The sequence below is a fragment of the Tolypothrix tenuis PCC 7101 genome, from assembly GCF_963874875.1.
Taxonomy (GTDB): domain Bacteria; phylum Cyanobacteriota; class Cyanobacteriia; order Cyanobacteriales; family Nostocaceae; genus Aulosira; species Aulosira tenue.
In genome coordinates this window covers 1,022,422-1,036,922 of record NZ_CAWNJS010000001.1, presented here as the reverse complement: position 1 = coordinate 1,036,922, position 14,501 = coordinate 1,022,422, and the positions used below count along the sequence as shown (strand labels likewise).

The window sequence follows — 14,501 nt, the reverse complement described above, 5'->3', positions numbered from 1 at the left end:
GTGAGTATCCCTGTTCATCGAATACGGTTCGGATAAGACAAATCGATTGACCTTTAAATCCTGTAGAGACGCGATTCATCGCGTCTCTAAAACTCCAAAATCACGACGAAAAATTATCACCCGAACCGTCATCCACAAGGAAATAAAGTTTCTCCTCGCTTTCAATAATTGAGGTATGGTAATAAGATTCCAATTACCCATTACCCATTACCCATTACCAATTACCTATTACTTATTAGCCAAATATTGATACATTAGCCAACGCGCATCTACTTCCGCTTGCGCTTGTTCTAGCAATTGTTTGGCAACTTCCGGCTTACTCTTGGTGAGCATTTTGAAGCGATTTTCTTGATACATTGATTGCTCTACCGATTGCTTCGGTGCTTTCATATCTAATTGCAAGGGATTCTTACCTTGTTTCTGCAACTCAGGATTATACCGATACAGCAACCACCTTCCAGATTCTATCAAAGATTTTTGGTGATTCATGCCTGTGGTCATGTTGATGCCATGAGCGATGCAATGGCTGTAAGCAATAATCAACGATGGGCCGTTAAAGGCTTCGGCTTCTAAAAATGCTCTTAGGGTATGTTCATCTCTAGCGCCTAAAGCTACACTCGCTACGTAGACATTACCGTAGGTCATGGCGATTAAGCCTAAATCTTTTTTCGGTGCAGGCTTACCACTAGCGGCGAATTTCGCTACGGCTGCTTTTGGGGTGGCTTTTGATGATTGCCCGCCTGTGTTGGAATATACTTCTGTATCCATCACCAGGATATTCACATTGCGACCACTAGCTAAAACATGGTCGATACCGCCAAAGTCAATATCATAGGCCCAGCCATCACCGCCAACAATCCAAACACTTTTTCTGACTAGGTAATCTGCGATCGCTTTCAGATTTTGGATTTGGGCATTGGGCATTGGGCATTGGGCATTGGGCATTGAGAAATTCGGCTTTTGCAACAATTCATCTAGCTTTTGTTTGAGGATTTCTACTCGTTCCCGTTGTTCCCAAATGTCAGCTTCAGTATCTTGTTTAGCATTGAGAATCGAGTCTACCAAATCACTAGGAATTCTCAATTCCCCATGCCCCAATTGTTGCAGTAGTTCGGCTGCGAATTCTGCTTGCTTATCTAAAGAAAGGCGGAAGCCATAACCAAACTCGGCGTTATCTTCAAATAAGCTATTCGACCAAGCTGGGCCTCTACCTTCAGCGTTGGTTGTCCAGGGAGTTGTGGGTAAATTTCCACCGTAAATGGAAGAACAACCAGTTGCATTGGCAATGACGGAGCGATCGCCAAACAGTTGGGTTAATAATTTTAAATAGGGTGTCTCACCACAACCAGCACAAGCACCAGAAAATTCAAATAATGGTTCTTGCAGTTGTTGTTGGCGAATTTGGTTGAGTTTGAGTTGTCTGCGGTCGGGGTTGGGCAAACTTAAGAAGAAATCCCAGTTTTTGCGTTCTTGTTCCCGCAAAGGTAGCTGCTTTGCCATATTAATGGCTTTTTTCAATGGTTCAGTTTTATTTTTGGCTGGACAGACATTCACACAAATAGCGCAGCCTGTACAATCTTCTGGGGCTACCTGAATGGTAAATTTTTGATTGGCAAAGTCTCTATCTTTGGCATCAACTGACTTAAAGCTGGGGGGTGCGTTAAGTAATTCACTGGGTTGATAAGCTTTAGCACGGATGGCGCTGTGAGGACAAACCATCACACATTTACTACATTGAACGCAGACATCCTCATCCCATACCGGAATTTCTTGAGCAACGTTGCGCTTTTCCCACTTAGTTGTACCTGTGGGGAAGGTACCATCAGCTGGTAGGGTGCTGACAGGTAAATCATCACCTTCCCAAACCATGATTTTACCCAGAACTTCCCGTACAAATTCTGGGGCTTGGTCGAGTAATGGGGAATTTTCGCTTGGGGATTGGGGATGGTGAATTGTTTGGGGGATGTCTACCTTATGCAAGTTAGCTAGGGTATTATCTACGGCTTGCAGATTCATCCGCACAACTTCTGCACCTTTTTTACCGTAGGTTTTCTCAATTGCTTGCTTAATTTTAGCGATCGCTTCTTCTTGTGGTAAAACATTGGCTAAGGCAAAGAAGCACACCTGCATAATGGTGTTAATTCTCCCACCCATGCCGCTATTACGGGCTACTTGGTTCGCATTTATTACATATAGCTTCAGGTGCTTGTCGATAATTTGCTGCTGCACCTTTACAGGTAAATGTTGCCAAACAGTATCGGCATTATATGGACTATTTACTAAAATAGTCGCCCCAGGAATAGCTGCTTTGAGAATGTCAATATTTTCTAAAAATCCCCAGTGGTGACAACCAATAAAGTTGGCTTTGTCGATGAGGTAAGTTGACCGAATCGGCTGGGGGCCAAAGCGCAGGTGAGAAACCGTCATCGAACCAGATTTTTTGGAGTCGTAGACAAAGTAGCCTTGGGCGTAATTGTCGGTTTCTTCCCCAATAATTTTAATTGAGTTTTTGTTTGCCCCCACTGTACCATCGGAGCCTAAGCCGTAAAACATTGCCCGGACAACATTATCGGGTTCCGTGGAGAAGTTCGGGTCAAAGCTTAGGGATGTATGGCTAACATCGTCATTAATCCCAATAGTAAAGTGATTTTTAGGCGTAGGTAAAGCTAGGTTATCAAAAACACCCTTCACCATCGCCGGGGTAAATTCTTTTGAGGATAAACCGTAGCGACCACCAACTATCGATTTGAGATTTCGGATTTTAGATTTTGGATTGGCTTCATGGATGGCGGTTACTACATCTAAATAAAGTGGTTCGCCGGCGCTACCGGGTTCTTTGGTGCGGTCGAGAACTGCGATCGCTTGTACAGTATTAGGTAAGGCTGCGATAAATCTTTCGACATCAAAGGGGCGGAATAGTCTAACTTTGACGACACCGACTTTTTCGCCTTGGTTGTTGAGGTAATCTACGGTTTCATGGACTGTTTCACAGCCGGAACCCATAATTAAAATTACCCGTTCGGCATCCGGTGCGCCATGATATTCATAGATTTGATAATACCTGCCAGTGCGATCGCCAAATTCATCCATCAAGCGCTGCACAATGGCGGGAGTAGCGCTGTAGTAAGGGTTAGCACCTTCACGTGCTTGGAAGTAGATATCGGGGTTTTGGGCTGTACCCCGCAATACTGGACGGTCGGGGGTGAGGGCGCGATCGCGGTGAGCTAATATGAGGTTGTCTTTGATGAGCGATCGCAAATCATCATCAGCAAGTAGTTTTACTTTCTGCACTTCATGGGAGGTGCGGAAACCATCGAAGAAGTGCATAAACGGTACTCGCGCCTCTAAAGTTGCAGCATAGGCGATGAGGGCAAAATCCAGATTCTCCTGCACCGAAGCCGAACATAGCAGCGCAAAGCCTGTAGCCCGGGCTGCCATCACATCACTATGATCGCCGAAAATAGATAAAGCGTGAGTAGCCAAAGAACGTGCAGCAACATGAATTGTTGTACTTGTTAATTCCCCAGCAATTTTGTAGAGATTGGGAATCATTAACAATAATCCCTGAGATGCAGTGAAAGTGGTACTCAGGGAACCTGTTTGCAACGCCCCATGTACCGCACCAGCCGCGCCACCTTCACTTTGCATTTGCACCACGCTGGGAACCGTACCCCAGAGGTTAGGGCGATTTTCCGCCGCCCAAGCATCCGCCCATTCACCCATTGTTGAGGAGGGGGTGATGGGATAAATGGCAATTACTTCATTTAATTTGTAAGCAATCCGGGAAACAGCCTCATTCCCGTCAATAGTAGCAAAGGTTTTGTTCATCATTTACTCCTGCCTTGTCAGCCAGATGCGAAAATAGCCACATTGCTCAGTAGAAGGGCATAAATAAACATCAAGAGTCCATAATTTGGACTCTTTTTTCCAGTCATTGCCAACTAGGTTTTATTTATAACTGCCTGCTACTAAAAATTAGGGAATGTATGAATAGATGAATTAGAGTTAGCCAATCCCAGGCAATAGTATTTCTCAATATTCTTTTTTAAAGAACTGTCTTCTGCTCAAGTTAAAATTACAATTTATGGGCAGATTTTAGCTCTATATTTATCTCTAATTCCTTATGATTATCTCACAAGGTTTCTATATATATATAAATATATTAATTTTGTACTCAATATAAACTCAACCTCTAGACTATGGATTTCAGGCGAAACATTAATGTTTTGGGGGTAGAGGTGCGGGAATTAATTATTCAATAATTTTAAGCAGATTACCTAATTTATTGGATTCGTTTGTAGATTTTATAGCAATTATAAATTATGATTTTGTAATCATAACTTCAATCATCAAATTTAGGATTAAATCCATAAATACAGAAATCCAGATTATCTAAGATGTGTTATAGCTTATGCTTAATACATCAACACCTTTGGGGAAAGTTTCTGACTTACAGTGTCAAATGCGTTACGCTGCGCTAACGCATCCTACATAGATTTCAAGAATAAAAATTACTATTGATAAAAATGCGGAATCGCTGGCTCACAGTTTGTAGTTGTAATATTCAAGGTAAAGTTTTACGCATTGTCAGCTTTCCATACTGATGATTTTTTAAGTTCACGTAGGATGCGTTAGCGATAGCGTAACGCATCACCTAAGATTTATTAAGAAATAAAATTGGATTCATATATCTATTAGTAATTTTGTAAAAAACGCGAACAAAATTTCATCCTAACTAGTCAAGATAATTGAGTTAATCAATAAACTTATCATCAAAATACATTGCTGTAATTTTAAAGCGAATAATCATGTTGAATTTTTATAGTCGTCCTCTGCTTTGTACTTTATTATTAGGAACGCTAATTAGCCTGACTAGCTGTAATAGCAAGAATTTTACAGCAGCTAAAGCGGAAATTTCTACCCAAAAATCTGCTAATGTTCAGTGCCAAGTCATCGATTTAACTCCAAAAATTCAACTAGCAGAAGAACCACAATGGTCACCAGATGGTAAGCAGATTGCTTTTATGAGTTTGGATAATCCTGGTAATGAAGAAATTTATGTAATGAATGCTGATGGTTCAAAATTAAAAAATCTCACCAAAAATAAAATCAAGGATAGTTCTCCATTATGGTCACTGGATGGTAAGAACATTGCCTTTTTATCTGGACGCGATCGCAAGCAGGAAACTCACTCAGAACTCATGACTGAAAAATATTATAGATTTTCGTTATCGAATTTCGATATATTGATGCTGTCAACATCATCAAATCATCAGGCAAACTATAGTGACTGAGGAAACTGAGAATATTCAGTCAGAGCAAGCGGCGGTTTCCTTTCATACTCTGACTCGCAAACAACAGCAGCAGCGATTAAGGGAAATAGCAATGGTGTTTTTGCGATTGGGAACGATCGCCTTTGGTGGCCCGGCTGCTCATATCGCCATGATGGACAATGAAATAGTTAATCGCCGTCAATGGATGAGTCGAGAGAAACTGCTGGATTTACTAGGAATTACGAATTTGATTCCTGGCCCTAACTCGACGGAATTAGCAATTCACATAGGCTATGAGCAAGGCGGCTGGCGTGGTTTGCTGGTTGCAGGTAGCTGCTTTATTTTGCCTGCGATGGTAATAGTTTGGGTATTAGCTGCAATTTATGCTCGTTATCAAACAGTTCCCCAAGTGGAATGGCTGTTATATGGAATTAAACCTGTAATTATTGCGATTGTACTTTTGGCTGTGTGGAATTTGGGTAAAAAAGCAGCTAAAGATGTACCGACAAGCATTGCTGGAGTAATTGCGATCGCAGCCTACTTTGCTGGCTTGAATGAAATTCTGGTGCTGATTTTGCTGGGTATTGCCGTTATGCTAGTAAAAAATTGGCAAACCAGAGGAAAAACAACCGGAGTATGGCTGTTACCTTTTTCTAGCTTGTTCTCCCAGGTTGGTAGTACAGCAGCAATCACATCAGTCGGTTGGGTTAACGTCTTTTTCTTCTTTCTGAAAATTGGCTGCGTTCTTTATGGTAGCGGTTATGTGTTGCTGGCATTTCTGCAACGGGATTTAGTCGAGCGCAACCACTGGTTAACATCACAGCAGCTTTTAGATGCAGTAGCCATCGGACAGTTTACACCGGGGCCGGTTTTTACCACCGCCACATTTATCGGCTATTTGCTAGCAGGAAACACTGGGGCGATCGCAGCTACGATTGGTATATTTTTACCAGCTTTTGTGTTGGTATGGTTAGTTAATCCCTGGGTGGCTAAATTACGCCAATCACCTTGGGCTAGCGGCTTTCTCGATGGAGTGAATGCTGCTTCTCTAGGGTTAATGGCAGGAGTAACTTATACATTAGGACGAGCCGCACTGGTAGATTGGTTAACGATTATCTTGGCAATATTGAGTGCGATCGCTGTTTTCCGCTTCAAAATCAATTCTGCTTGGTTAGTTCTAGCAGGAGGCGCGATCGGATTGGCTTCACGCTTATTATGGGGGTGAATACTGGGGAAGGGGAAAATGGGGAATGGGAAAAAGGTAAGGAAAACCTTTGGGACTTCTAGAAAACAAATTATCCAAATATAGTCCGAGAATATTTTTATTCTCACCCCTGCTCCCTGCCCCTGCCCCCTGCCAAGAAAGCGATAGTATATTTTTTTAGTTGGAAGTCCCTTTAACCTTTTACCTTTTCCCATCTGTAGCAATACGCTTAAGAGTGAGTTAAATCACAATCTATGAGATATTACGGTTATAAAATTAATATTCATGCATAAAACAATACTAAACACTTGATGCCTTTAATAGAGTTAATGTTAGTGCTGGCTACAGTAATTGGCATAGCAGATAGCAATACAATTCGGTTTAAAGATGAAACTGGGCAAACCAAAACAGTTAAATTAGCTTGTATTAATACGCCCAAAGAAACTCAACAGCAGTATGTTACCGCTACCACTAAAAAACTTAAACAATTACTACCATCTGGTAGCCGAGTCGTCATCAGAAGCTTAAATCTAGAGAACGGTGAGCGTACATTGGGTGAAGTATATGTAGATAATCGCTCAGTAAATCTGCGTTTGGTGGAAGAGGGTAATGCTGTTGTCGATCAGGAATCTTTAGAGTTTTGCAACGAAACCAAAACTCAATTTTTAATTGCAGAAGCCAATGCCAAAAATAAGCGTCTGGGATTATGGCAGCAATTTCATCAGGGAAGGTAAAAAATGAAAAACTCCATCCAGGAGTTTTTGGGCATGGGGAATCGGGGATGGGGCATGGGAAAGATGTTATCAATGCCCCAGGCGACGGAGCGACTATCCCTTTCACCCACAGAGCACATAGAAGGCGCGGAGGATAAAAGAAAGGGGCCTTGCTCCCTCTTGCTTTCCATAATTCAGGGTATTAATAGTCACTGTCAGCCACACAGATTCCCTTACATTTGATGCCATTTGTAGCTGTGCGCTGGCAATGAGAACAAAGAATTTTCTCTGTTTCTATCACGATATTTGTACTGGTGTTGGTTTGTTGCTTGTCTTTGTCAGTTTGGAGATTCACAGCGATCGCAGTAAAGTAAATTTTTTGTAGTTTATCTTTACATTTTATAAACTACAGCGATTCCCTTCTATAGCCAGAAGCTAGGGGACTTGCAGAAATTAAATTCTTCAATTTTTCAGAACGAAGGCAATAATCGTAGTCTTCCGCCTCTGCTGACACAGCAGCAATAGATATTAACCTTGAGTGCCAAGAGACGCAGTACTTCTCCTTGGCTCTTGACTTTTGACAATCTTTGCTAAAAGAATATGACACGCAGCTTTAGGCGTAATTGAAATTAGGATTGCGCTTGCAGTTTTATAATTAATAAGGAATTGGGATACTCAACTTTTTGTTTGGAGTTAGCTGTAGCTTATGGATGCAATGGAGTTTTTTGAACTAAGTACTGGTAAATGGCGATCGCAACGCACTACACACCACCTAGCCTTCAAGAGATCTGAAGCGGGAGAATCTAATATTATTGTTCAAGCCCTTGCTGCCGACGATCCAAAAGTGATCGAGATTTGCCAACTCCATGAGGTTGACCCCAAGTTGGCTATTGGTGGTGCCTTTGTATCTTGGCAGGGTGCAATGGGATGGGATAAAGAAGATGAAAACCATGAAGGTTCTACAGTGTTTTCTCTGATTCCTGATGTTGATAATCCCCGTCAAGGATCGCTGCTGCGAGAACGAGGCTATGCGGAAATTGTCCCAGTTGCAGGACGCTATCAGATGGATGATGAAGACGCATTAGTCTTGATCACCGAATATGAAACCATGAGTTCGATTGAGAGATTCTGGTTTGTGAGTCCTAGCATCCGGATGAGAAGCAGTACTGTTAAAAGATTTGGTGGTTTTAGCACCGCCACATTCTGTACCGAATTCCGGGTTGCAGATGCTTCAGAGGTTCCTTCTAACCAGGATGAAGCTAACCTCTCAAATCAGACTCCCGATCAGATAAACAATGCGGCTGAACCCACAAAACACTTCTCCTTCTTCGGTTGGTAAATTAATCTTCACCACCAGCACAGATCCCTTTACACGAGGGTTAGACTATCTCTATGGAGTGAGAAGTCTAGCCCTTGATGCAGAGATGATCGATGTGGTGTATGATTTAGAAAATCGTAAATCTCTGTGTGTCTGGATCTGTGAACATATTGATGCGGTGAACCAAGAACTGGAAGAGTGTCTTCAGGCTTGCCATGATTGTTTTCACCCTTGGGAGCAACCGACGATTCAAATTTTTGCTGCTCCCATTGCTCAATCCTTTGGGATTGATGCTTTGTGCAATCTTCAGACAAATCCTATTACCATTCTGATAGATGTGGGACGAGTTGTGCCGGCAGACTGGCTGCGATTAGTAGTCCATGAATATGCCCATGCTCATGTAGGCTCTCCCGGTCATCACCAACAATTTGCGCGATCGCTCTCTCACCTCTGCCTGGGATTGGGTATTGCGCCTCCTCCTTTACAACCTGGTATGGAATCTTACCTGCGATTTTATCCTGATTGCCGTCCCACTCAGAACCCATTAGCATTTTGGCGAGGAGAATCAGGGACTGCTAACGAAGACTAATATCCCATGACTATTGAATCAGGGGCAGCGAGCAGGGGGAAGAACAATCTTGCTCAGTCCAGAGATTGGGATAATTTATGGTTTGGATAGAGATAAGCAAAATTACTCATAAAGTGTTACGAATTACTGCTTTCTCTCGCAAATCACAGGGTGAATTTACCAAACAAGATTATTCTGAATTTTGAAATTCCGAATTTGGATAGCAGCCAATTGGCTGCGAATTAAAAGCTGCGGTTATCGAGTGTGAGTCAAATCGATCGACCAATGCTGTGCTTTTTCATGTCCGCGAATAGTGTAAAGGTGTTTATCATGTCGATTCCTTTGTTGGAGTACACTCCTTCATCTCAAAATCAGCGTGTTGTTAGCTTTGAAATTCCTGGTGATGAAAAACCCAGAATTTACACAACCGACAACCTGCCATCAGCGACTGAAATGGATGCTTTGATTTTGGCAGCTTATCGGCAAATTTTTCATGAACAGCAAATGCTGTCTAGTAATCGCCAAATCATTCTAGAATCTCAACTGAGAACAGGAATGATCACCGTGAGGGAATTTATTCGCGGATTGGTTCTATCCGATTCCTTTAGAAGGCTGAATTACGATGTTAACAACAATTACCGCTTTGTAGAAATCTGTGTACAAAGGGTTTTAGGGCGGAGAATTTATAGCGATCGCGAAAAATTTGCTTGGTCAATTGTTCTTGCTACTAAAGGTATAGCAGGTTTCATTACAGAGCTGCTCAACAGTGAGGAATATCTCGATAACTTTGGTGATCATACAGTTCCTTTCCAACGGCGGCGGATTTTACCCCAGCGTTCTAGAGGCGAGTTACCCTTTGAACGTATGGCGCGCTACGACACTGATTACCGCGATCAACTACCACGCAGAGGTTATATACCCATGAATTTACAAACTTTCCTACGTAGTCGTAACAGAGATTTGGTGTTATTGACCATCGGTTCTGGACTGGCTGTAATAGCAACCTTATCTTTACTTACTTATTTTGGCTTGTTCCCACAAATTGGCCCGTACTAGGGATTTGTAACTGACACAAATTTCTTGGCAAGGGGGCAGGGAGCAGGGAGCAGGGCAGGGCTGATTCATTCGATAAGGTATGTATTTTGTCAATATGATTGGCGATAAATATTCGGGCAAAAGTCATGAATTATTGACCATATTGATGCCTAAGATTGAATGCCAATTGAATACCTTGCTGATTTTTCATCTCCTGAACCCTTGATTTTTCAAGGCTTTTAGGGAATGAAACAGCCCTGGGGAGCAGGGGGAGAAAAGCAAAATATTATCTGAGTAAATTATCCAATTTTACTCAAAGTTTCGGAAAAAATATCCCTTCGCTGCGCCATGTAATGCGTAGCTTGCTTACCCAAAAAGTTACGCTGTGTGGATTGAGATAGGGAATTTTAAACTCTTTCTCCCTTTCCCCCTGCACCCTGCTCCCCTGCCTATTTTGTCAATCTCTGTAAAACCTGCTTTAAAGCGATCGCAGCCCAATCTACATCTGCGGCGGTGGTTTCTCGTCCTAATGTCAAACGAATTCCGCCCAAAGCTGCTTTTTCTGAATAACCCATTGCTAAAAGTATTGGGCTAGGACTAAGTTTCCCACTATGACAAGCCGCACCAGCACTAATACCAATTCCTGCTAAATTTAATTGCCTGACTATAGTTTTACCGCTCAGTTTTTCGCCATCGGCAGATTCTAAACAAAAACTTAGATGATGGGGTAAACGATGCTCACTATCGCCTGTGGGAATTAAACCAGGTATATCAGCTAATTGAGTAAATAAGCGATCGCGTAATTGAATTAATCGCGGTGTTTCTTGTGGCATTTCTTGGGTTGCGAGTTCAGCCGCTACACCAAAACCAGCAATTATGGGTACAGCTTGTGTTCCAGAACGTAGTCCCCTCTCTTGTCCACCACCACCAAATAAGGGTATTAACTCTACACCTGGACGCACATACAAAGCGCCCGCACCTTGTGGACCATATATTTTATGACTAGATAAACTCAGTAAATCTACAGGTAAGGTTTCCACATCAATTGGTAAACGTCCTACAACCTGTACTGCATCCGTATGGAATAATACCCCATGATTACGGGTAACAGTTCCCAATTCTGCGATCGCTTGGACTGTACCAACTTCACTTTGCCCATAAATTATCGATACCAAAACAGTATTAGAACGCAATGCGGCTGTTAAATCTTGGGGGTTGACTCTACCTTTTGCATCTACAGGTAAACGAGTAACTTCCCAACCCCACATTTCCAGCAACCGCGCTGTTTCGGAAATTGCCGAATGTTCCACACTAGAAATGATCATGTGTTGCGGCACAGCATACAATCGAGCCACACCCATAATTGCTAAATTATCCGCCTCAGTGCCACCAGAGGTAAAGATAATTGATTCGGGAACAGAGGCGTTAATTAATCCCGCCACTTGGAATCTAGCTTGTTCCAAAATTGTCGCCGCCCGATTTCCCCACTCATGTAAGCTGGAAGGATTACCCCATTGTTGAGCGAGAACTTTTTGCATAACTGCGATCGCTTCAGGGCGGGTGGGAGTTGTGGCACTGTAATCTAGATATATTTGCATATTAAGGGAATGGGACTGGGTAATTGGTAATGGGTAATTGGTAATTGGAACAAAGAAGATAGGAGAAAAATAATTTATAACTCTTAACTCTTGACCAATAACTAATGACAAAAATGATTCATCTACTTTCCCCAGTTCATAATCATGACTACCTATATTGTCACTCTAGTTAGTATCCCTGAATTTGCACAACCCCCATAAAGTTTAAAATTCTTTGGGCAATATTTCCTTTGTATCAACTATTTTTTTCCTAACAACGTTGCAACTGTGTTAACAACACCACGATGTCATCAATGGCTGGTCGCAAATTCCTGACTGGTTGTTCGCTTTGATTTACCATAATACTAAAAACTAAAGGCTCATATTTAGCCCCATTGACATATCCCGAGAGGGAAACTGCACCAGTTAATGTTCCTGTTTTTGCTTGTACAATTCCTTCTGCAGGCGTGTTGCGAAAGCGATTTTTTAAAGTACCGCTTTTTCCCGCTACTGGTAATGCGGCACGATAAATAGCTGAGTTTGGTGTTTTAGCTATTAAACGCAAAGTTTGTACTAAAGCTTCCGGCGATATTAAGTTGCGACGTGATAATCCAGAACCATCTACTAAAAAATAAGTGGTGGGGTCAACTCCTAATTGCGTTAAACTCGTTTTAATAACATCTAAGCCAATATCAGCAGTACTTTTATTTTGAACTCTGGGCTGTTTGATAGCTAATGCTCTTAGTAAAGACTCAGCATAAAGATTATTACTATCCTCAAGAGTTACCTTGATTAATTCAGATAAAGGTGGCGAATCTATTGCAGCGATTTCCTGTTGATTACTTCCACCATTTAGTACTAATGTTTGTCCTAAAGTAATGTTCTGCTTTGCTAATACAGTCCGAAAACTGCGTAAAAAGTAATAATTAGGGTCAACTACAGGTAATGTCACTAAATAAGGTTGAGAATCTTGTGATAATTGACCTTGTATGCGTAATACTGTTCCGGTTAAATCGCGGGTAATATTAATATTACTTTCTTGATTTTTGTTGACTGTAGTTGATTGATTAACTATCCGCCACCTTGTTGCTTCATTAGTATCATTCCAGGCAATTTGTAAAGGTTTACCTATAGTTTGTGGAATAAGTTTAATACTAAAAATATTTTCATTCAATATAAAGCTGCCAATAGGTGCACCATAATCTGACTGGACATCTTCCAATTCCCAAGTTGAGTTAACTATATCTCCTTGGATATAACTATCATCGGCAATTAATTGCTTAATTTGAGTAATACCTTTTTTTTGTAACTGTTGGGCTAAAGTTTGCAATTGAGTATCGCTTAAGCTTGGATCTCCTCTACCAACAACACGCAAAACTCCATTAGCATTTTGATAAATAGAGGTACGAATTCGGAAATTTGCACCTAATTGCTGCAAAGCCGCTGCGGTTGTTAGCAATTTTGTATTAGAAGCAGGAGTAAAATATTTTTGAGCATCCCGGCTGTAAAGTGTTTGCCCAGATGATATTGATTGTACTAATATTCCCCAGCGTACTCGATTAAATGAAGGGCGATTAATTACAGCATCTATAGATGTTCCTAACTGGGCGGGACAAATGGCTTTAGTGGTAGATGCTGGTGGTGTTGGGGTTTGGGCTGTAGCTGCTTGCTGAGTAATACTAATATGAGTACCTAGAAACAGTAACATTAAACCAACAGTAATTTTTTGAGTCATCATATAGTACTAAAAACTATTAGATAATAATACAATTCAAAATTCAAAAATCCGAGTTTTTAAGTATTCCTTAGTGAGGATATGGGCCAATACGATTGGGTTAAGAAAATTAATTGATAACAAAACCAAAAAACTAGTTACTCAACAAAAAAACAGAACAATAATTTTGGAGGGGGTTTGGGGGACGCAACCGTCACCCAATCGGGGGTTTGGGGGAGAATCCCCCAATTGATCTGGCTTTTTTAATCAGTGACAAATCAATCACTAATAAGCTGAACCCAAGCGTATGAGGATATGGGCCAATACTTGTCGGTTAAGGGTTAAAGGGGAAGGGAAAAAGGGGCAAGAAAAAACCTTTAACCCTTACCCTTTCGCCTTTTCCCCAAACCAAATTAAGAGTTGAAAATCCTTAACCGAGCAGTATTGGGATATGGGCATAATTTTCGGGAATTGATATTAACAGTCAACCGTCATCATTTAAATAAAAAGCTCATGATTAGCAATTTAAACGCTATCATGAGCTACACACTTGAGTAATATGCAATTGAACAAATGAACTAACTGATTAGTTAGGTAAATCCTGAATAATCAAAAAGCCAAAGAATTATTATTCATCGTCATATTCAGTTTCATCATCTTCGCCAAAAATTTCGTCGATAATCTGTTTTGCGCGTTTATCAGAAATATTTAAATCTTCTTGCAGGCTAGAAATATAATCTTGCTCAGAATCGGGTACTTCTTCATCAATCCCCACTACCAAAAGCGCTGTAATATAAGCAGCTTCGCAATAATCCTGATCGGGTAAGGAATCAATCGCTTGTGCTAATAAATCCTGTGGTTCTGTTGACTCTAGTAAACTATAAACTTTGTCTGTTAAGTTGCGGTAGTCTTCATCAGAGTAATTTTCAAATTGGGAAATCCCACTTAGCATTTCACTTAAAGCATACTCTTCTTCTATAGTTATCCCCTCACCATCTGACGCTGCAGACAAAAGTCCAATGACTGCGATCGCAACTTCTGGTTCTAAAACTACTGAACTATTAGTACGGCGGTTGCTCAATTTGGGTTTAATCATAAT

At 41.3% G+C, this 14,501-nt stretch carries 10 protein-coding genes; 6 read left to right on the top strand and 4 right to left on the bottom strand.

Going from position 1 to position 14,501, the window contains the following annotated elements; genetic code table 11:
* Positions 1-228: 228 nt before the first annotated feature.
* Positions 229-3,828 (bottom strand): pyruvate:ferredoxin (flavodoxin) oxidoreductase, encoded by a 3,600-nt coding sequence (gene nifJ / locus AACU25_RS04170; RefSeq protein ID WP_096574044.1) that lies wholly within the window; start codon positions 3,826-3,828, stop codon positions 229-231.
* A gap of 980 nt (positions 3,829-4,808) precedes the next feature.
* Here nifJ and AACU25_RS04165 point away from each other — a divergent pair.
* The 6 genes from AACU25_RS04165 (at position 4,809) to AACU25_RS04140 (ending at position 10,132) form a co-directional block, all read left to right on the top strand.
* Positions 4,809-5,294 (top strand): TolB family protein, encoded by a 486-nt coding sequence (locus tag AACU25_RS04165; protein ID WP_096574043.1) that lies wholly within the window; start codon positions 4,809-4,811, stop codon positions 5,292-5,294.
* Positions 5,287-6,498, top strand: coding sequence for a chromate transporter (locus tag AACU25_RS04160; protein ID WP_096574042.1), 1,212 nt, complete (start codon positions 5,287-5,289; stop codon positions 6,496-6,498). Before AACU25_RS04165 ends, AACU25_RS04160 begins: the two co-directional genes overlap by 8 nt.
* Before the next feature lie 290 nt (positions 6,499-6,788).
* Entirely contained in the window at positions 6,789-7,211 is a 423-nt protein-coding gene (locus tag AACU25_RS04155; protein ID WP_096574041.1) for a thermonuclease family protein, read from the top strand.
* A 685-nt stretch (positions 7,212-7,896) separates the two neighbouring features.
* On the top strand, positions 7,897-8,529 hold the full coding sequence (locus tag AACU25_RS04150; protein WP_096574040.1) for a phycobiliprotein lyase: 633 nt from the start codon (positions 7,897-7,899) through the stop codon (positions 8,527-8,529).
* Positions 8,486-9,097, top strand: a complete 612-nt coding sequence (locus AACU25_RS04145; protein ID WP_096574039.1) for a hypothetical protein — start codon at positions 8,486-8,488, stop codon at positions 9,095-9,097. Before AACU25_RS04150 ends, AACU25_RS04145 begins: the two co-directional genes overlap by 44 nt.
* A 309-nt stretch (positions 9,098-9,406) precedes the next feature.
* Entirely contained in the window at positions 9,407-10,132 is a 726-nt protein-coding gene (locus AACU25_RS04140) for a phycobilisome rod-core linker polypeptide (protein ID WP_096574038.1), read from the top strand.
* Between the two features lie 428 nt (positions 10,133-10,560).
* Here the strand turns inward: AACU25_RS04140 and AACU25_RS04135 are convergent, their stop codons facing one another.
* From AACU25_RS04135 to AACU25_RS04125, 3 genes are all read right to left on the bottom strand, one after another.
* Positions 10,561-11,709: a cysteine desulfurase family protein gene (locus tag AACU25_RS04135; RefSeq protein ID WP_096574037.1), complete on the bottom strand. Its 1,149-nt coding sequence runs from the start codon at positions 11,707-11,709 to the stop codon at positions 10,561-10,563.
* Positions 11,710-11,959: 250 nt separating this feature from the next.
* Positions 11,960-13,423, bottom strand: coding sequence for a D-alanyl-D-alanine carboxypeptidase/D-alanyl-D-alanine endopeptidase (gene dacB, locus AACU25_RS04130; RefSeq protein ID WP_096574036.1), 1,464 nt, complete (start codon positions 13,421-13,423; stop codon positions 11,960-11,962).
* 607 nt (positions 13,424-14,030) lie between these two features.
* Positions 14,031-14,498 (bottom strand): tellurite resistance TerB family protein, encoded by a 468-nt coding sequence (locus AACU25_RS04125; protein ID WP_096574035.1) that lies wholly within the window; start codon positions 14,496-14,498, stop codon positions 14,031-14,033.
* Positions 14,499-14,501: the final 3 nt, after the last annotated feature.